Annotated in this window: 14 protein-coding genes; 9 read left to right on the top strand and 5 right to left on the bottom strand. The window is 58.0% G+C overall.

Features of this window, described 5'->3' with window-relative positions; all coding sequences use genetic code 11:
* Positions 1-343: 343 nt before the first annotated feature.
* Together QMZ05_RS05075 and QMZ05_RS05070 are read right to left on the bottom strand one after the other, a co-directional pair.
* The gene (locus QMZ05_RS05075; RefSeq protein ID WP_353699783.1) at positions 344-1,657 is read right to left on the bottom strand and encodes a hypothetical protein; all 1,314 of its coding nucleotides are present in this window, start codon (positions 1,655-1,657) and stop codon (positions 344-346) included.
* A gap of 14 nt (positions 1,658-1,671) precedes the next feature.
* Positions 1,672-3,171, bottom strand: coding sequence for a S8 family peptidase (locus QMZ05_RS05070; RefSeq protein ID WP_353699782.1), 1,500 nt, complete (start codon positions 3,169-3,171; stop codon positions 1,672-1,674).
* Between the two features lie 334 nt (positions 3,172-3,505).
* On the opposite strand from QMZ05_RS05070, the gene QMZ05_RS05065 reads away from it, so the two are divergent.
* The 9 genes from QMZ05_RS05065 to QMZ05_RS05025 all read left to right on the top strand — a co-directional run bounded on the left by QMZ05_RS05065 (position 3,506) and on the right by QMZ05_RS05025 (position 14,512).
* Positions 3,506-4,384, top strand: coding sequence for a hypothetical protein (locus QMZ05_RS05065; protein ID WP_353699781.1), 879 nt, complete (start codon positions 3,506-3,508; stop codon positions 4,382-4,384).
* A complete protein-coding gene (locus tag QMZ05_RS05060) occupies positions 4,385-4,996 on the top strand; it encodes a DUF2272 domain-containing protein (protein WP_353699780.1) in 612 nt (203 codons plus the stop codon).
* Positions 4,997-5,302: 306 nt separating this feature from the next.
* Complete coding sequence (locus QMZ05_RS05055) at positions 5,303-5,980, top strand: hypothetical protein (RefSeq protein ID WP_353699779.1); 678 nt, start codon at positions 5,303-5,305, stop codon at positions 5,978-5,980.
* On the top strand, positions 5,977-7,152 hold the full coding sequence (locus QMZ05_RS05050) for a hypothetical protein (RefSeq protein ID WP_353699778.1): 1,176 nt from the start codon (positions 5,977-5,979) through the stop codon (positions 7,150-7,152). Before QMZ05_RS05055 ends, QMZ05_RS05050 begins: the two co-directional genes overlap by 4 nt.
* Positions 7,153-7,211: 59 nt before the next feature.
* On the top strand, positions 7,212-8,558 hold the full coding sequence (locus tag QMZ05_RS05045) for an SIR2 family protein (RefSeq protein ID WP_353699777.1): 1,347 nt from the start codon (positions 7,212-7,214) through the stop codon (positions 8,556-8,558).
* A gap of 694 nt (positions 8,559-9,252) precedes the next feature.
* Entirely contained in the window at positions 9,253-9,780 is a 528-nt protein-coding gene (locus QMZ05_RS05040) for a M15 family metallopeptidase (protein ID WP_353699776.1), read from the top strand.
* A 278-nt stretch (positions 9,781-10,058) separates the two neighbouring features.
* On the top strand, positions 10,059-11,582 hold the full coding sequence (locus QMZ05_RS05035) for a hypothetical protein (protein ID WP_353699775.1): 1,524 nt from the start codon (positions 10,059-10,061) through the stop codon (positions 11,580-11,582).
* 116 nt (positions 11,583-11,698) lie between these two features.
* A complete protein-coding gene (locus QMZ05_RS05030) occupies positions 11,699-12,604 on the top strand; it encodes a hypothetical protein (RefSeq protein ID WP_353699774.1) in 906 nt (301 codons plus the stop codon).
* A gap of 417 nt (positions 12,605-13,021) precedes the next feature.
* On the top strand, positions 13,022-14,512 hold the full coding sequence (locus QMZ05_RS05025) for a hypothetical protein (RefSeq protein WP_353699773.1): 1,491 nt from the start codon (positions 13,022-13,024) through the stop codon (positions 14,510-14,512).
* A gap of 480 nt (positions 14,513-14,992) precedes the next feature.
* On the opposite strand, the gene QMZ05_RS05020 is transcribed toward QMZ05_RS05025, so the two are convergent.
* The 3 genes from QMZ05_RS05020 to QMZ05_RS05010 all read right to left on the bottom strand — a co-directional run bounded on the left by QMZ05_RS05020 (position 14,993) and on the right by QMZ05_RS05010 (position 17,722).
* Positions 14,993-15,283, bottom strand: coding sequence for an integrase (locus QMZ05_RS05020; protein ID WP_353699772.1), 291 nt, complete (start codon positions 15,281-15,283; stop codon positions 14,993-14,995).
* A 936-nt stretch (positions 15,284-16,219) separates the two neighbouring features.
* Positions 16,220-17,047, bottom strand: coding sequence for an alpha/beta hydrolase (locus tag QMZ05_RS05015; RefSeq protein ID WP_353699771.1), 828 nt, complete (start codon positions 17,045-17,047; stop codon positions 16,220-16,222).
* A gap of 42 nt (positions 17,048-17,089) precedes the next feature.
* Positions 17,090-17,722, bottom strand: a complete 633-nt coding sequence (locus QMZ05_RS05010) for a hypothetical protein (protein WP_353699770.1) — start codon at positions 17,720-17,722, stop codon at positions 17,090-17,092.
* Between the last annotated feature and the right edge of the window lie 119 nt (positions 17,723-17,841).

The following is a 17,841-nucleotide window of genomic DNA, read 5'->3' as shown; positions in this document are numbered from 1 at the left end:
TCTCGGTAGCTAGGTCCTCCCTTTGACGAAGCCAGCCGCCAAGTCGCAGCGGAAGTCCGCCTAGTCTTAGACGGGGAAGATCGGACGTCTTTCGGTGATGCGCCAAGGAACGCTGCCGCGCATCGAGTTTCCGCGGCAGATGAGCCGGAATTCCGAGCGAGCGCTTTTTCGCGACTGACAGACGGGAGGTGTCAGCGTGCGCCAGCTGTCGTCGAAGTGACGAGGCACTCTCTCCGTGGTATATAGTGCGCTATCGGCCTCGCGCCTTTGCATCGGTACGGGCTTGCCCGATGCACATGTCTTGGCGATATCAGGATCCGCCGGCCCTCCTAGAGCGCTTTCCTCAAGCTATTCCCGCAGCACTCAAGCAAGCCCAAGCGACCTCAGGATGCAGAATATCGCTGTGGGCTCCGGACGGCAGGCCACCGGTCTTGATGACCTTGTTGCCGTCGAGATTGTGCCACTTGCCGTTCTGAAAAGAATATGGCCGGCCAGCGGCGACAAGTCCGGACGTGACCGCACCAACGGCCTGCGCACCATCGTTTCCCATCGCCCCCCAGCGTGAAGCGTTGTCGTCTAAGCCGCTTGCGTCCTGATGACCCAAAAAGGATGCGAGAGGATAGGCTCGTCCCACAGCAAAATCGAAGCCGGAAAACGTGGTGACGAGAGGACCGTCGACCTTTCGGGCGAATTCGTGAAGCTCTCCCGACCGGTTCGGATCGAATGGCAATGTTGGGGCAAACGTAAAGTGGGAAAACGCGCCCTGTATGAGCAAGAGCGACTTCACGGGTGAGGCCTCGCCCTGCAGACCGGATAGCGCGAACGAAACCAATCGGGCACCGAACGAGTGACCGATAAGATGGCACGCCATATCCGACTTCGCCGCGGCCAGTTGCGAGAGGAGAGGCCCAAGGCCGGCTTGCCCGACGACGCCGGCGCGCTCCTTCATCTGCCAATAGGTCGCGATCCTCAGAGCACCCTTGGCACCATCCCACAGTTTGCCGAGTTCATCACCCACGCCAGCGGCGCCTCCGCGCGTTTGAGGCTGCTCCCGTGTCGACAATTGCTTGAGGATATCACGCCACTGGTCCGGTTTGTTCTCGATTGCGTCACGTTCCAATGAATCTTCGGGCGAAGGGGACCTTGATGATTTCGACATCACCGATCTCAATTGTTCGAAGAACTCCTTCAAAGCCGCCTCATCGCGTTTGCGCTCGGTCAATAGCGAATGGAGGCGCTCGACTTCCGCGCGATCCGCCTGCTTAAAAACGTTCGCCAGATCATCGACCGATGCGACCTGGGCTCTGGCCTTCGGTCGCGCGACGGCGGCAGCTTCGCCGCCTCCCTGAGCAGCAGGCACTTCATCGGGCCAAAGGATGGACGGCCAGAATATCCCGAGGATCCCTGCCTTAGGATTTCTCTTCTTCATGAACTTCGCGTTGTCGAGGACGAGCCGAACCTGCTTGAAGAAGCCCTCGTAGAGCGAGCGGGCGTAGGAGCGATCGTTATTCCATCCGTGAGAGAACACGAAAAGGTCGGTCAGATTTTCGGCGACGATTTCGGATACCGCCTTGTCGATGGCATTGCGATTGGTTGTACGCCCATCCTCGTCGAATGACGGTTCCCAGAAGGGAAAGCCTGCGAGTTGTTCGGTCATTATTGGTCGCGCTCCTAAACGCTTTGAATGGCTCTCATCAGATCGACCAGTCCATTGCCCTGAAAATATCGTTCTCGACCTAGACACGTCGCGGTCTCGAGGAAGATCTTCTTCACGCGTAGCGGGTTTTGAATGAACTCGCGCCTTATCGAGAGAAAGGCGGCAACGGCGCCGGACACGTGCGGTGCTGCCATGCTCGTTCCGGTCTCGTCGATGTAACCCGGTATTTCGTCCGGCACGCTTCCACCGCGGCTCGCTAGATATTTTCCTGCGGCGCAGGAAGTGATCCGCTCGCCTGGCGCGACCAGATCGGGTTTGAGCCTTCCGTCTCCGGTCGGGCCTTTCGAGGAGAAGTACGAGATCCCGTAGGTATGCGGCGAGTCCCGATGGGTCGAGCCCACTGTAATGGCTAGGTCTGCATTTCCGGGGTCGTTGATCGTATTCAGATAGCCGGCGCTTGTCTGACGGTTGCCTGCCGTCAAAGCGCCGTAGCCGGTATTACCCGCCGCGGCGACCACGACCACGCCGCTATTCACCAAGCGGTTCACCTCCACGCAAAGCGGGCTCTGTCCGCATCCGAACATCTCGGGATCGAAGTCGTATCCGACGCTCAAATTGACCCCGTGAATACGGAGTAATTTGGGATCCCCGTTGACGCTCTCGCGAACGTAGGTCAGTGCGGCGATGATGTCGCTGACATTTCCCTCACCGCCCTCGTCGAGAATTTTGAGACTCACGAGCCTGCAGAGAGGAGCCACTCCGGTCAGCTTGTCGCCCTTCTTCAGCCGCCGGCGCTTGATGACGGTCGACGGTTGTCCGTTTGCGTCCGTGTCGTACGTTCTTTGATAGACAGCGTACTGTTCGGGATCGTCGGTTGTGAGCCCACCTGCGATGATGCCGGCTACGTGAGTGCCGTGGCCGTACTCGTCGGTCAGCGCGCTTTCGCCTTGCAGAGCCGTCGTGAAGTTGCGATGCAGTTGGACTACCGAAGGATGGTCCAACGTCTCGTTTGCTTGGAAGTGCGCATGGCGCGCATCCACGCCGGAATCGATGACGGCCCAAACGATGCCCTCTCCGGAGGCGGCGAAAGTGCGAGCCGCAGCATCGGCCTTCACCGTTGTGATCGATCGATCCAACGTCGCCCGCACCGGAAAGTCCGGCCATACCTTGTAGATCGACAGTTTCGCGGGGTTGTTCGCTGCCGCGTCTTCGTCCGATCGCACCAACCGCCGCAAATCAACCAGGCTAACGAAACAACTGTAGTAGGATTTCGAAATCTGCTTCGGATCATGTGCACTCGGCAGACCCAGCGCCTTGTAAAGCTCCATGAAGCCAGCGGCTGCACCAACTACCCCTGCCTCGTGCATGATATTGAGCTCTATCATGTACTTGCCGGGCTTATCGGCCTCGGGGAGCTTCCATTCCGCACGGCGGTCCGCATCGTCTAGCGCGGGCGGGATCGTCGCCCTCTCCATCAGGAGCCGCGGACGGTTCGGCAATACGGGAGCTTCCATCGAAGGGGTCGAGCCAGCGGGCGGTCGCCGGGACGGACGTCGGCTCCCTGCCTTCCGCTTCTTCGTCGTGCGCTTAGCCATGGTATTTTCGACGACCTAGCCTAGCCGTGCTCGCGGGTACTGCGTTGCGATGCTTGCACAAGGATTGCGCGCCAACAAGCTAGTGATGCTCCTAGGGCGATCGGTAAGTCGCTTCGCGTCTCGTCGAAGAGCGTTTTGCCGAGTAACGCGGTCGCCCGCGCACGAGCGGACTCGACCTAGTGGAATTCCTAGGAGGATGCTGCATTTGAATAGGTCATTGTCCCGAAAATTTATACGCTCGCGGATGACCGAAATGGCAATCCACTTCTCAATCGAACGGAATGGTCACGTATGTAGTTCTAGAGCGGACGGAGGGTCACCCTTCTTCGTCGGATGCCAAACGAGCTATCACGACAAGTCGTCGGGCGAAGACTTCGAGGGGCTTTACAATGTGCCCCGGAGAGAGCTTCCCAAACTGAACTATCGGGCAAGCGACTACCGCGCGATGTATAAGTTCTGGGCCGACTTCATCGAGCCAACCTCGAAATGCGAAGGCGGCAACTTTTTGACACTGAACACGTATGACCGGGCAAGATTCACATGGGGATTCGGCCAATTCGGAGCACACATTCCCGACGGTGACTTCGTAAGGTTTTTTCGAGATCTGATCGGGCGTCCGGAAAACGGCGATTATTTCCCTGATCTCGCGGTAAAGGACGGACGTATCGTCAAGGTGACCGGCGCCGCATCTTTGCCCATGGAAACGGCCACGTCGACCGCTCCGCTCATGGATTACTTGAATCCGACGGTGTCTTCCGTGGAGGATACCGAAGTCGTCGCCGCCGCCAAGTTGATCCATTGGGCCACCAATGTCGAGCAGGCGAGAGACCTTCAGGTGATGCACATGATCGCCGTATTCAAGAGCTCGATGAGGGACTCGGATACGAGACTCGGGCTCGACGGACGTGGTGCCGACATCTGCTTGGCCATCTGCGACATACGACATCAAGGTCGTGCGAGAATGCCGGCTATTCAGGCAGCGCTAAGCTCCTCCAGACCTTTAAACAACCTCCTAGCGCTCGGTAGCATCGCCTATCCGGAGCGCTGCGCCACCCTCAAGGACGAGATCGCGGCAAAGGGATCGCTTCTCACTTCCATGCGATGGAATCGCCAGCGGGGGGATTTCGTTTGAATGACCATACGACCAGCACTACTTGCGACGGCGGCCGACGAATGGAGACGGTGGGGCTTCTCGGCCATCCCGATCCACGGGACCAAAACGATCGGCGGCCGCGAAAGCCAGCCACCGTATGTCGAGTTCGTAAGCGACTACTGGGCCTCAGTCGGAGAACCTGCTCGAAACGGCAAGTCCGCCTCTCCGTGGTCCGCTGCATTCGTCTCCTTCTGCTTCAAAACGGCGGCGGCCGGAGACGGATTTCCATATAGCGAAGCGCATTGGAACTACTGCGAGGCGATTGTCTCCAAGCCTAAGGCCTATCCGCGATTGAAGCTCGTCGATCCCACAAATGGCACTCTCGGCCTAGGCGACTTGATCTGGGCCGCACGAGGCGGAGCCGATTGCCCCCTCGCTCCCAAATCGTTCGAAGCGGCAATGCAGGCTCTCAAGAAAGGTTCGTGGTTCTGCTCCCACGCCGATATCGTTGTTGCATTGCGTGATGGCGAGGTGGATGTCATCGGCGGGAATGTCTCCGACTCAGTCACCAAAACCACCTACAAAACGGTCAGAGGAAAGATCCGTGACCCCCGCCACAACTGGCTTGCGGTCGTCAAGAATAGCCTCTAGCTCGGCCCCTCGAAGCTAACCGAAGTGGAAGGCGCATTCGCAAGCGCAGTCGACCTGACCGGCCGGAGAGACGGAGTTTCCACTTTCGTGGCTTTCCTCGGCCTTTCTTCCGATCGTCCGGCTGGATCCCAGGCCCGCCAGCCTCGTGCACCGGGCGGGCGTGGGGCGCAACTTTGCCTTCCTTCGGCCGTCGGGCGCGAAAGCTCCCACCTAGGGCATGCCCTAGCTTTGCTAGGGAGGAATTTCCGCCAGATTGGTGCTCGCGAGCCGAGGGGATCGGCGCGCCGCGGTGCACAGGGGGCGAGCATGGCGCTAGGTACGCCGACGGATTGGATCGTCTATATTTCTCTTTCGGGCTTGATGGGCGTAACCGGGCAGTTCATCCGAGCCGCCGGCGGAGCAAAGAAGACCAATGATCAGGCGGCCGCTCTCAACGTGAGCTTCGGCACCGTATTCGACACGCCGACCTTTCTTACATCGCTCGCGATAGGGTTCACGGCGGGTGTGCTGGCGGCGCTGGGCACGCAACCGGACACGATCAGCGCGTCATTCCTTCTAGGGATCGTTGCCGCGGGCTATGCAGGCGCGGACTTCATCGAAGCCTTCCTCAAGAAAAGCCTGCCGGACATGCGGACGGCCGCCAACGTTTCGGCCGAGAGGGTGAATCCCAACGTTCAGACCATCTCCGCGCTCGTCAGATCGTCTCCTTCGGTGGCAACCGGCGTTCGGACCGTAATCGCAAACAGCAAGGGCTACGATCTCGACGAGATCGAGGACGGAAAAAAGCTGTCGGAACTCAACTTCACCGGGCCGGACTGCATTGCGCTCGAAGCAGCGATCAACCTGTACTTCTTCAATTCGTTAGGGTTGGCGTTCGATCGCCTCCTCGAAGGCCCGAACGACATCAAGCCCGGACATACCGTCAGGAACGTCATTTCTCTCGTCGAGTCGCTCCACCCGAGACCGCGAGGAGTTATGGTATGAGAATTCTCTCGTTCGGTGCGATCATACTCGCAACAATCGCACCTGCCTTTGCAGCCTCCGAACGTCCGGCCGAGATGTTGGACGAGGTGCTCGCCAAGTACGGCTCGTCGTCCGGAGACGTGGATTGGGCAAGATTGAAGCGAGACATAGCGGCGCGGAAAAAGGCATCCGCCGAAAACCGAAGGACGCCAACAGCCCGCGCATACCTGTCGCCGGCCCCCGTCAACAACGTGGCGCCGGTAGTGCCACCGTCCTTCGATACGCGACCGCACGGTGTCTTGCTCTTGCGCGACGCCTATTCCAACCAGACCTTCATCTCGGAACAGGACACGCTGAGCGACAACGGAGCTTCGCTGTCGTACACCGGAAACGAAATCGACAAGACCCGTATCGTTGCAGGGAAGGGAGCTCTGTTCTACGCGATGGACCAATGGATCGCGCCCACTACGGTCGATCCGAACGTGATAAGGCTGGCTCACTACAGCCTCGTGCCAGGTATCGAGTGGGATATCAAATCCAAAAAGACCACAAGCGACTTCGGGGGATCCGCCTCGGCGCTGTTCGGCAGCGAGTTCCTGGTAAGGACGCCCTGGTTTGACGCATCGTACTTCAAGTTCAATGGTAGCTATACGACCGACGTTTCGTCCGGAAAGGCGCAGGTCTACGGCGGGGAATTGACCTGGCAGCCCGTCCTGCTGAATTCCGGGATTGGGACGACGAGAAGGCTGAACCGACAGTTGGACATGTGGGTCGAGTTCGTTCCGACCTTGAACATGAATTTCTCGCACGTCGGAGACAGCGGTGATTTCGCCAATCTCATCCAAGGTCGCGACTATCTCTGGACCGGTACCGAATTGAGCGGCAGGTTGTTCTTCCAAAGCGGAGTCCTCGCACCGTACAGCCTCTTCGCCAAGTACTACTTCCTGTATGACGCTCTCCATCGCGGCAACCAGAACGTCGACTACAAGCAAGTAGGAGGATCGGCGAAGCTGCTCTCATGGCGCAATCCACTTCAGGAAACCGACACCGCCGATTTATCACTTACGGTTCGATATACCAACGGCACATCTCTTCGAACGCTTGAGAGGAATGACGAGATCTACGCGGGTCTGACATTGAAGCTCGGCAGCATTCCCACCTCCCCAGCCGCAGGCCCCAAAAGGAGCGATTGAGATCGGCGGTAGCTCCGGCGGCCTTCACTATTGCGGCAAGCGGAACTCCAGAGATGTCGTTGGACGGATTGTTCAATCGCGCAATAGACCGTGTCGTCTCCTTGTCGGACGAGGCAGTCGTTTCGGAGCTCATCGAAGCCCTGCATAGCGAGGACGTCACACTCATCGTCGGAAGCGCCGTATCGCTGTTTCCTCCGGCTTCGGTCGTGAACGGCCAGTACGTAACTCAGGCGATCGCAAAGCATCTCTCCAGAGGATTGCCGAGGGAGGACGTCCTACGTAAATTCATCTCCAAAACAGCTTTCGAAGTCATACTTCAATACAACGGCAATGACGCCGCTATCCGAAAATGGCTCGTGCAGATGTTCGCGTCGGCCCCTCCGCGAGCGCCCAACTCGATTCACCGGGCGATAGCCGCCTATCTAGCTGCAAAACCCGGGCACGTGGTCACGACGAACTACGATCGATTCATCGAACAAGCTCTCGAAGCGACTGGTGTCAGGTTCGAAACCATCATTTCCGAAGACCGCGCGAAATCCGCATGTTCTGATGTCAGGTACTTCAAAATCCACGGCTGCACCAGCGATCCGGTGTCTCTGGTCTTTAGGCTGGATCAGGAGCGGCCGCTGGAAAATTGGAAGGCGACGACGTTTCGGTCGTTGACCGAAGGCCGTACCGTCCTCGTGATCGGCTATTCGGGCAAGGATTTCGAGATTTGTCAGGCCTTGCTGCAAAACAATCCGAAAGCACTGCTTTGGAATGCCTACGAGCTCGACGTCGGCGAACGCCGCTTTCCGTCGGAGAATTCCCAGGACCTGCTCGAGCATCGCCCGAACATGTTGTTTATCAAGGGGGACATGTACGATATTTTTGAAGTCGATCCGCTACCCCGCAGCAAGGTTGACGAACGCCGGACGGCGTCACGCGATGGCGTGCCGCGGTCTTGGACGCGATCGGTGCGCCTCATCAAACAGAAAAGTTGCTCAAGGACAGCCGGGGTAGCTTCGATCGCAAGAGCCGGCTTGAACGTCTCACGGGGCATTGCCTATCGCCAGAGGAAGTACCGTACAGCGATCTATCATGGGGTTCGGCTTGCTGCCGCCCGGTCCCGTGGCGGAACACGGCACAACTTCGCGTTACGCGCGGGATTGGACGCCGCATTCAAGCTGCGTAACCGCGGCAATCATTGTCTCGCGAAGCTCGCCTTCGGTATCGCCGCAAAGGGATCGCGCCGAAGCAGTTTCGTTTTGCATCGGGAATATGCCATGAACATGGCGTGGTTTCAGATATTGGATCTTCTGCGTTTCACCGGCGTGGAGGAACGCCTGCAGAGACTCGTTGCGCAGATGGAGTTCATCAGTCTGCATCAGGGATTTGGGGTTCGTACTACTTGGTCAGGGACGTAGCCGAAGAAATCGGGCTCTCTCATAAACCTAGATCGAGGCGATCGGCTCCGGCGATGCCGTCGCAGTTGGGTTTCAAGCACATCGGGAGCATTCCCGGGCAGATCGATGCATTCAAAAGTTTCCGTCTTCAGGCCGGCGCGACGTGGCGCCAAGTGCAGGAGGAGATCGCTCTCGCTTGAGACGCGCAATTTCATCCGGAAAGACGGAAATGCGCCCTGGCTCCGTTGGAGGCCGGCGGTTGGACACTTCGCGAAAATCTATCTCTGCTGCGGCACGTTCTTTGCGGGCTCTGGAAATGTGAGTACACGACGTCGTACGAGGCCGGCATCGTCTGGAGGGCGTTCCGAAGCTTCTTGCGCGGACGCATCGCCACGCGCCTGGCTTGTTAGCGTCTGATGCGACGCGCAGCCATAGTACCCGGATCGAACGGATGACGCTCGAGAGCGATGGCGTGTTCACCTGTCTCGACTCGCCGGTGATCGGAATGCTCGGCATCGGGGCGCTGCTCGAGCAACATGCGAGGCGAGTCCTAGCGCTAGGGACTTCCCGAGTACTCACGGCTCCCTCGCGCGCGTATTTTCGTTTGGGCCAGCTGGTCAGGGAGGTATCGATGGCTAGAACAGCGATCAGACTCAAGTCAGCGCCAGTTGCTTCGAGGATGTTCGCGGGTGGATCACCGTCGCCGGATACAAGGGTGGACATTCCTCCGCCGAATTCCTTCAATGAGGATCTGACTTCGGCGAGCGAGGCGACGATGCTCGATCTCTTCGGAGAGCCTGGCGCCAAGAGCAGGGAGTGCGGTCCCGTTACCGGCCGCTTCAAGAATAGAATCGTATCCGGCGTAAACGTCGGTCCATTCAAAGTCAGCGGTCTTGATGCCGCAGTCGATTCACTGAAACGTGTCTTCGAGGAGGCCGAACAGCAGATCCCCGACGTGGTAGCAGCGGTCAAGACCGCCGGAATGCTATGCGTCCGAGCGAAGCGGACGAGCCGCAACTCCTTCTCCAATCACAGCTGGGGAACGGCCATCGATCTCTACTTCGGAAGAGACGTCGTGCCCCAAGGATCGCAACAATGCCACCAAGGCTGCCTGCAATTGGCTCCATTCTTCAATAAAGAGGGATGGTATTGGGGAGCTGGCTTCAGCGGAAGATCCGTCGACAGCATGCATTTCGAAGTTGCAGACGAAACGGTCGAGAGGCTATTCGGCCCCCGCGCCTGACCAAAGGCGAAAAGCGCAAACGACATCCTTAGAGTGCCCGCTTAGAGTGCCGGCGACGACTTTCGGCCCTGCAAAGTCGAGAGTAATCACAGGCGATTGGTTTCCGGAGATAGCGCGGATTCGGCGGAGGCTCTCGCTGGTCGCGCTCAATGTTCGATCATTCTCCCGTGGAAAGATCGGAAAGAAGCGCTTCGTTCTTGGATGTGATTGCCCCGGGGAATCCCCAGCTTCGCGACCGGTCTTTGCGTGGCAGAATTCTCCCCGATGGAGGATGCTGGATGGCGACCGAGGCACCCGAGACCAAGCAGAAGCTGAAGACGCAGGTATTCATCTCTTATGCCAGCGAAGACGCCTTGATCGCCAACGCTCTGGAACAGGCGTTTCTCTCGCTTCGCGGGACCGAGAACCCGAACCTGACGATCATTCGGGACATCCATAGCTTCGAGCAGGGGCGTTCGCTCACGACGCAGGTCTACGACGACCTTGAGGGGAGCGATATCCTGTTCATCATCTATACGGAACGATTGAAACTGAGCCACTCGTTCACGGGAATGGAAGTCGGGGCATTCGGCTTCCAGATGAACCGTGAGATCAAGCGGGACGGCAGCACCGACAAAAGGATAGTGACACTTTTCTTCGACGAGCCGCCGGGTCCTCAAAAGGGCGTTCTCGGAATAAAGCTGGATGTAAGTGCGCTTGACAGACGGGTCGACGGACAGGCTGCGGCCGACATCGACCCCGATGGCGAGCTCGCAAAGTTCCTGAACGAACTGTCCGACCTGGTCGTTTCAAGGCGCCACGCCGCGCTTGCGGCGGCGAACATCGAAGTCGACGATCTCGTCGCCGCAAAGAAGGCGGGCCAAGCGAAAGTGGGCACGGAGATCGTTCCACGCCTGATGGCGAGTCTGACCGAGGCGATTTCCAGCGTCGTGGAGCGGAATCAGATCGAGCAGCACTTCGTCCATCTTCAATGGGGGGCGAATCCTGGCAATGCCGTAAAGCAGCTCGAAGACGACACCTCGATGTCCATAGGGTCCGAGGAAGTCTACGCGATCTTTGGCATCTTGCCGCGTCGAGGCAAGACCACGAACTGGCTAACATTTAAGGATGAACTTTCGAAGAAGAACTCCCAAAACTCCCAATTCGTCACCGAAGCTATCGGACGGGCGGTGCAATCGGCCTTCGACGAGGGGCCGGTGGATAACGACCAGATCTTCTTATCCGCGAAGGGCGAATTGTACCGGGTGATTGTGACGCGATACTACGTCTACTACGACGGTAGCCGCACGATGCACATGTATTTCATTCCCTTCCTCAGCAACAAGCTGGAAGCGGACATCGACGGCGCCCTTACTCTCCTCAGGTTATCCTCGCATCTGCGCAGCAAGTTCCTGACCGAGCACAGCGAATTTCATCCGACGCATTTCGATCTTTTCGTGGCCGACATCGACGCGATGAAAAGGAATGTGAAATCCGCGGTCAAAACGCTGCAAGTCATCGCGTCGGCCTCGCACAATGTGGGCTTCGACGATCCCGCCAATTTCGAGCGGTTCTTCGGCAAGGACCCCACCATGTCCAACGTAACGGTTGCTGGCCTGTACGCGAGTTGGAAGAAGGAAGTCGGAGCGCTGCGCGACACGGCAGCGTTGGTTCTCGACTCGTCGGATGCCGACGTCGGTCGCACATGGAAGGAGGCGCTGACGACGTTCATAACCTACGCCGAACCCATTAACAGGCGGATGGGCGAAAAGGCCTTGGAACGCATCACCAATTGGTTTTCGAAGGGAACTTTGGATCCTTAGCTTCACCGGACTAAAACGCCCAAGCGCTTCGCTTAGGCGGGCGACTAAGAATTTCGACCTGCTGTTCGATTAGTCCTTGTCGGCCCAAGTGGTGGGCAAACCTAGGGGAGCGTAACATGGAAGAACTCGCGGCCGTCGCTGCGTTTGTGGGAATGGCACTATTGCAGGGCGCCATCAGCTACGTCGGCGGCCAGATGATGTCGAACGCTCTCGGAGATCCGACAATCACGGACGTGAAGACGTGGATCGAAAATGCGGTCGCGGAAATCGAAGCTTTTGTGTCCGCCGAACTTAGGCGTCAGTTGGACGAAAAAGTCCTGGAGCAGATGCGCGCAAACCTGCAGGGGATCGTCACGGATATCTACCAGTACGCAAGCCTGGATCCATCCAATCGCAAGCAGAACAGATATCTCCTCGAGACTTGCGATACGACGACCGCCGCTTTGGTGCCGCTGTCCTTGAACTACGACCAGGCTTTGTTCGTGACGACCACGGCAATGGCCTATCGGCTGTTCAATCTCTATGCATTGTACGAACTCGACAACGACCCCGGCCACATCCGCAGTGCGCGCCCGATGATGGACGACTTCGTCGTTCGGTCGGCCGCCATCCGGAATAGGGTAGAGATGCAGATGTCGCCGGCTACTCATTTCAAGATAAATTGCTCGATCAAAGGAGAAACCGACTACACGTGCATCGGGCTCCAAGATGGGCAGCCGATAACCCCGCCATACCATGCCCCGCCCACGATCAACGGCAAGGATTCCTTTCAGGTAATGCGAGACTCTATAAAGCAGCGTATGGCTCCGCTGACTGATCCGATGCAGCGTCGGCACGACGATTTTCTAACATCCGCGAACAATTCCATCCAACTTGCGATCGAATGCTTCGATAAGATGTGTCGGAAAATCGGCGATACATACTCTCCGCCTCCGAATTTCACGGCATTATCGAGTGCCGAGGTTGCGGTGGTACCCGCGATGCTCGTCATGCCGGGCGCCATCATAGCCCGGTCGCAGTAATTGCTTGCCCGTGTGAGACATCGATTGATGTACGATATACGTTTACCGCTTGGGGCCAGCCATTTTCGATGACGCCACGACAGCGCGTTTGCATGCGGTGCTCGACGAGGTTTGCCAAAGCGTTCCCGGTTCGAAACCGGAATCGATGTCCACGTTGCTCTCCACGGACCGAGATTGCTTTGGCTGCCCCCCAAGAAGCCTCCCTTTGCGCACGCATACCCCGTTTGAAGTCGACAGAAGCCGGCGCAACCGGCGGCAGGGCCGGCGAGCGGCCCGCGAATGGGGGCACGCGAAGGCGTCCTGAATGAGGCTCGAAGCGTTTTTCCGTTCAACCTCAGTCAAACTAAGCCGCGCGTGCTACTCGAAGGTAGGAGTTGCGGCTCCAGCTGCTCCAAAAGAGAGAACTTCGGACTCGCCATGACAGACCGTCTCTATCGCTTCCGTCCCCTTTGCCGCCTCCTCGATAAGAACGAGCTCCTCAATCAGGAAATCTTCTTTGCTGCGCCCGACAATTTGAACGACCCGATGGAAGGATTTCGGGACATCTTCTGGAAGGGAGACGAGATCGCGTGGGCGAACCTCTTTCGGCACTATCTGCTTTGCCTCGAATGGGGGTATTCGATCGTATCCCTCGGGGGCGAGAGCGAACCTCTTTCATGGAGAAACATACCGATCCTGAACGTCGACGCGATCTCCTTCACTCCCCAGTATGCCGAACGGATAAACAAGCTGATCGAGGCATTCCTCGCAAATGAGAGTATCAAGAAGCTGGTCCGGTCGCTGTCGGCCATGACCCATCCGATCCGGCGAGAGGAGCTTGCCGCCTATCTGCAACCTGTACACACCCTGGCTCTGTCGATCATCAAACGGAATTACAGCGACCACGGGCTCGCCCGGAAGGCGGAGCCGGATTCCGGTGTTGACGAGTATCTCAAGCACACGATGGAGCAGGTGGATCTCGTACTCCAGAGCGCAGCGCGGCTGGCAGCCGAGGCTCCTGACGCCGAGCGCGCCGTCGCCGGACTCTTCGAAGCGCAACGATACATGCTCGACGAACTCAAGTTCATCGATCGATACAACAAATCAAACGAGCCATTCGAGCCGAATCGTGCCTTCGTCCTCTTCGAGTTTCCGATCGAATACGTCGGAAAGCTCGAAACGCTGGTTTACCCCGACTGGTACACGGCCTGCTTCATGAAGGAATGCCGCGATTCCTCGGTCTGGGGGAGCTACGGCGACAATCACACCGCGGCGTGTCTCATCTTCAACGTGGGTGACGGCAAATCGCCTCCGTCCCTGCGTCTTAGGCGGATTGCTGGCGCAAATGGCTCCGATCCAGTCGTCGACTACGTGCCTCATTACTTTCAAGAAGTCGTCTACGAGAATGAACACCTTCCGGTCGACTTCTTTCGCTCATTGGGGCGTGTGCCAGTCCCCGATCTCTCGCGCGGCTGGTTTACCGACCGGGCCGGTCGGCGCAGCATTTGCGCGGACGATATGTTCAACGATGAAAAGGCCTGGCGCGAGCGATATTGGGAGGCGTTCAATCACGGTATAACGCGAAAGCTGCAAGCTTGGCATTATGAGAAGGAACAGCGTCTTATCCTGACGGGGATGGGTTATGATTTTATGGAGCCATCAAGCCGCCTCACACATTACGACTTCAAGGATCTCGAGGGAATCATTTTTGGTATCAAGACGCCGATCGACAAGAAGATCGCGATTTGCAGGGTCATCGAAGAGAAGTGCCGCGCCTCCAATCGAACAGATTTCAGATTCTTCCAAGCGTATTACGCACAGGGGAAGGGGTGCATCGAGCATCGAGAGATGAAATTTCTGAGATTCAATCTTCCTCGAACAAACACTGCGATTGACGAAGATGGATCTGAAGCCATGGGCAAGCTATAACGTCGCACTATTGACCCAATGCAAAGCCCGTCGAAATCACGGGGCGGTCGAGCTGTGAATGGGGATCAGCTACCGGCGAAGGTGCCCAAATGTCCCGGTCGTCCTCCCCATCTCCCTTGTCGCAGAGACGGCGGCAGAGGAAGCGATCGTTTCAGTCAGGTAGCCGGCTTCCGAATGTATACTGCAAATAAAAGCGCCCGCGTTTTCACGCGGGCGCTAAAAAGAGCCGAAGGGGCCTCACGGCCCCTCGGTAGGTAGTTCCCTCTCGGGAAGCGGATCGTAACATGAAGACATCCATACAATGGGCGTCTCCCTGTTCACCCACCCCGGCTATTCGGACTGCCTTTCGGAGCTCTTCCGCAACGGGAGGCGCGCCCCTCACTCGCGGCGCCGGCGCCAATATGGTCTTGTCCGGCGAATCATTCGATCTACAATGTTCTCGATATGTTCCTATGGGGCTGTCGCAACGTTGCCGTCGGCTCAGCATCCATCCGTCGGTGCACCAAATTCCAGCGAGATGAGGAACATGGCTTCGCCGGCTAGGCGCTTTTGCGCGGCGGCGGCGCGGGTGTGGACCTCAGCCGTCGTCGGCGAAGCCCAATCGAACATCGCCATCAGCTGGCGCGTGGTGGCGCCGGTCTCGGCCGCGATCGTGGCGCCGGCCTTCTTCAGGCCATGGGCGGTGCATTGGGGCAGGCCAGCCTCGTCGCAGCGATCGCGGAACCAGTTGCCTAAGCCTGCCTCGGTGAACGGCTTGCCATAGTCGGTCACGAGGAAGGTGAGATCGCCCAGGATGTCGGCGTGCTCGACCAGTGCGGCCTTCAGGGACCAGCAGGAGCGGCTTCTGCGAGACCGTGTGGCGCTTTCTTGATGGTTTTTTCGGGATGTACCTGATCCAGTCGCCCAGCTCGCCGGGCACAGCGTCGCGGCAATGCTACCTGCCGAGGGTCACCATGTCTTAATGCCGCATGCCGCCCAACAGGAGCAGGGAGGGCGCCAGCCGAGCCTTGCGGGCCTTCCGGCTCGCTCCCTGATGGAAGTCGACGAACTGCTGCACGTCCGGGATCGGCCACGTATAGAAACCGACGCCTTTGACGGCCCGGCCGGCCGGCGGACGCGAAAGCGACGAAAACCCTCGGTTAGACCGCAACCGGAACTGAATGTCGGTATCGGTGGTTGCGCCCCAGGATTTGAACCTATTGGCAGACCATTCCTCGGCGGCGAGGGATTGCGTACGAACGGCGGGTTTTGACGAACTACCAACGTTCCACTTCGCGAGTTAGGCTACCCTCCGATAGGAAAACGGGGCTTCGAAAATAGTGGGTCTAGCGATGTAGCGGACCCCCGCTACCATGCGTGACCCACTATCCTCAAAAGTGGGTTTCGGGCTGTAGCGGTCTCCCGCTACCAAAAAATATATATAAATCAGTCAGTTCCCGACATCATTGTGCGCGCCCGGATGTAACCGTAGCGGATCGGAAGCGCTTTCATCGTCAAACGACGGTCATTTAATCCTCGAATTTGGTGTGGCACTCGAATCCTTCGCCGCTTGCTCGTTCGGATTCGTAGCCTCAGTCAAACAGCCGCTTTATTGCGATGGGTGGACCCGAGCCCCGGTGCTCGGAAACGCGACCTGGCGGCAAAAAGCGATCCTTCTTGTCGCAATCGCCGCCAGTCCACACGTTAAGGCGAATTTCTATCGGCCCCTTACTCGGGGGTATTTCTGATGAATTCCTCGACGCGCGGCAAAACATTGTCAATGTCGCTCATTTCCATTTCGTGCGTCAGTCCATCGATCGTGCATAGCGACACCTTGGAATTCGTCAAAGCGGACCCGATGCTCCGGGCGTTTTCCAGCGCCACCGAATTTTCCTCGCCTAAGATCCAAAGCGTTGGACAGCGCAGTTGCGCTGGGACGATTTCGCGCCAGTCGAGGATGGCGGTCAGCCAGGGAACTTCGTGCTGCGCACGGGAGCTCTGAAGATAAGCGCACTCAGGATGTGTAAGCGAATCCAAATCGAGTGTCCCCTCGCTTTGCGCGCGCAGGATCGGTATCCAGCGATCCCGAACACCCATCACCATGCGGCGGAAGTCGCCGGAGGCCCCAGGACCGAACGGCACACCGACCATGACGAACCGAGCTACACGCTCGGATTCGGCAGCAAGATAGCGGCCAACATTTGCTCCAAAAGAATACCCCCAAAGCGAGAATCGTTCGATGCCCGCGTGATCGACAACCGACAAAATGTCTTGGCAGTGGCGCTCAATGCCGTATGCCTCTACCCTTGCGGGCTTGTCGCTGTCACCGTGACCGCGAAGGTCCATAGTCAGAACGGTGAAGTTCGGGCTCAACCTATCCAGATAGCCAGCAGCTCGCCACGTTTGGCGTGACTGAGCCCCACCGTGCAGAAGCACGACAGCTGGACCTGAGCCAGTGATTTCATAGGCAATGCGCGTTCCGTCGTTTGACGTAGCGAATTCTGCGAACATGTTTTCTTGTTTCTTTGAGATGTGGTCGAAATTGGGGGAGTGCATAGGCGTCTCAAGGCGCATCGCCCTGCAGACGTATCGCTCTGGTCAAAGATTGCGCGCTGTTGGCGTGCGGCCAATCGGCAAGCGACCACGGGTCGCCGTCAGGCGAGCCGAGCAAAGGGCCCGCCAGGCGGGGGTGCCATAGCTTGTGAAAAGATCGTTCCCCGTCTCCTTCCAGAGAGGTGACGCGGGATCCAGTCCTAGCATTCGAACGAAATTAGCATCGCCGACGACGATCTGCCTTGCGAACGGGAACAGAAACCGCTCACCACCTTGGCGACAGAACGAGCGGGCGTCAGCATAGGTTGCGAACCAACTGTTGAGCAGGAATTGACAACGAAGATCGTACCAAAGGCCGCCCAAATCATCGGACAGTTGGGCTCGCCCTTCCAAAACGCGGCGAAGGTGCTCCCAATCCTGAAATCCAAGTTCTGTGGAAACGATATTGAGCGCCTGCGCAAGCTTCCAGGATGCCGGCAAAGCCCAACGTCGTTTCCTTGAGATCCAGCGTGCATAGAAGATCGCATCTGGCACTTGGTTGGACAGATCATTCAGGCGAATTCGGGCACGGATTTTGACTTCGCGCAGGAGCTCGCTAGCGGCGACATGTGTCGACGCAAGCTCGATTTCTTTTGATGGAGATAAAGGCACGACAACCCTCCGTTGGGATTTCGGCATTCCCGCTCTGCCGAACAAAGGGTCGAGTGAGTCGTCGTAACCCCGATGCCTTTCGAAGCATGTGTCGCAACGGGGAAAGCGAACCAGTGTCGAAGGGTGAGAGCCTCTTGCGCGGGAAG

Source organism: Bradyrhizobium sp. INPA03-11B, from assembly GCF_040446015.1.
Classification (GTDB): domain Bacteria; phylum Pseudomonadota; class Alphaproteobacteria; order Rhizobiales; family Xanthobacteraceae; genus Bradyrhizobium; species Bradyrhizobium macuxiense_A.
The sequence above is the reverse complement of the archived record's forward strand: the minus strand, read 5'-3'. Positions and strand labels throughout refer to the sequence as shown.

What these genes read in the sequence shown, in the direction of transcription:
- QMZ05_RS05025 (WP_353699773.1), top strand. Translation starts at nt 13,022, where the DNA reads ATGACAGACCGTCTCTATCGCTTCCGTCCCCTTTGCCGCCTCCTCGAT.
- QMZ05_RS05050 (WP_353699778.1), top strand. Translation starts at nt 5,977, where the DNA reads ATGAGAATTCTCTCGTTCGGTGCGATCATACTCGCAACAATCGCACCT.
- QMZ05_RS05035 (WP_353699775.1), top strand. Translation starts at nt 10,059, where the DNA reads ATGGCGACCGAGGCACCCGAGACCAAGCAGAAGCTGAAGACGCAGGTA.
- QMZ05_RS05015 (WP_353699771.1), bottom strand. Translation starts at nt 17,047, where the DNA reads ATGCACTCCCCCAATTTCGACCACATCTCAAAGAAACAAGAAAACATG.
- QMZ05_RS05030 (WP_353699774.1), top strand. Translation starts at nt 11,699, where the DNA reads ATGGAAGAACTCGCGGCCGTCGCTGCGTTTGTGGGAATGGCACTATTG.
- QMZ05_RS05055 (WP_353699779.1), top strand. Translation starts at nt 5,303, where the DNA reads ATGGCGCTAGGTACGCCGACGGATTGGATCGTCTATATTTCTCTTTCG.
- QMZ05_RS05065 (WP_353699781.1), top strand. Translation starts at nt 3,506, where the DNA reads ATGGCAATCCACTTCTCAATCGAACGGAATGGTCACGTATGTAGTTCT.
- QMZ05_RS05010 (WP_353699770.1), bottom strand. Translation starts at nt 17,722, where the DNA reads ATGCCGAAATCCCAACGGAGGGTTGTCGTGCCTTTATCTCCATCAAAA.
- QMZ05_RS05075 (WP_353699783.1), bottom strand. Translation starts at nt 1,657, where the DNA reads ATGACCGAACAACTCGCAGGCTTTCCCTTCTGGGAACCGTCATTCGAC.
- QMZ05_RS05060 (WP_353699780.1), top strand. Translation starts at nt 4,385, where the DNA reads ATGACCATACGACCAGCACTACTTGCGACGGCGGCCGACGAATGGAGA.
- QMZ05_RS05070 (WP_353699782.1), bottom strand. Translation starts at nt 3,171, where the DNA reads ATGGAAGCTCCCGTATTGCCGAACCGTCCGCGGCTCCTGATGGAGAGG.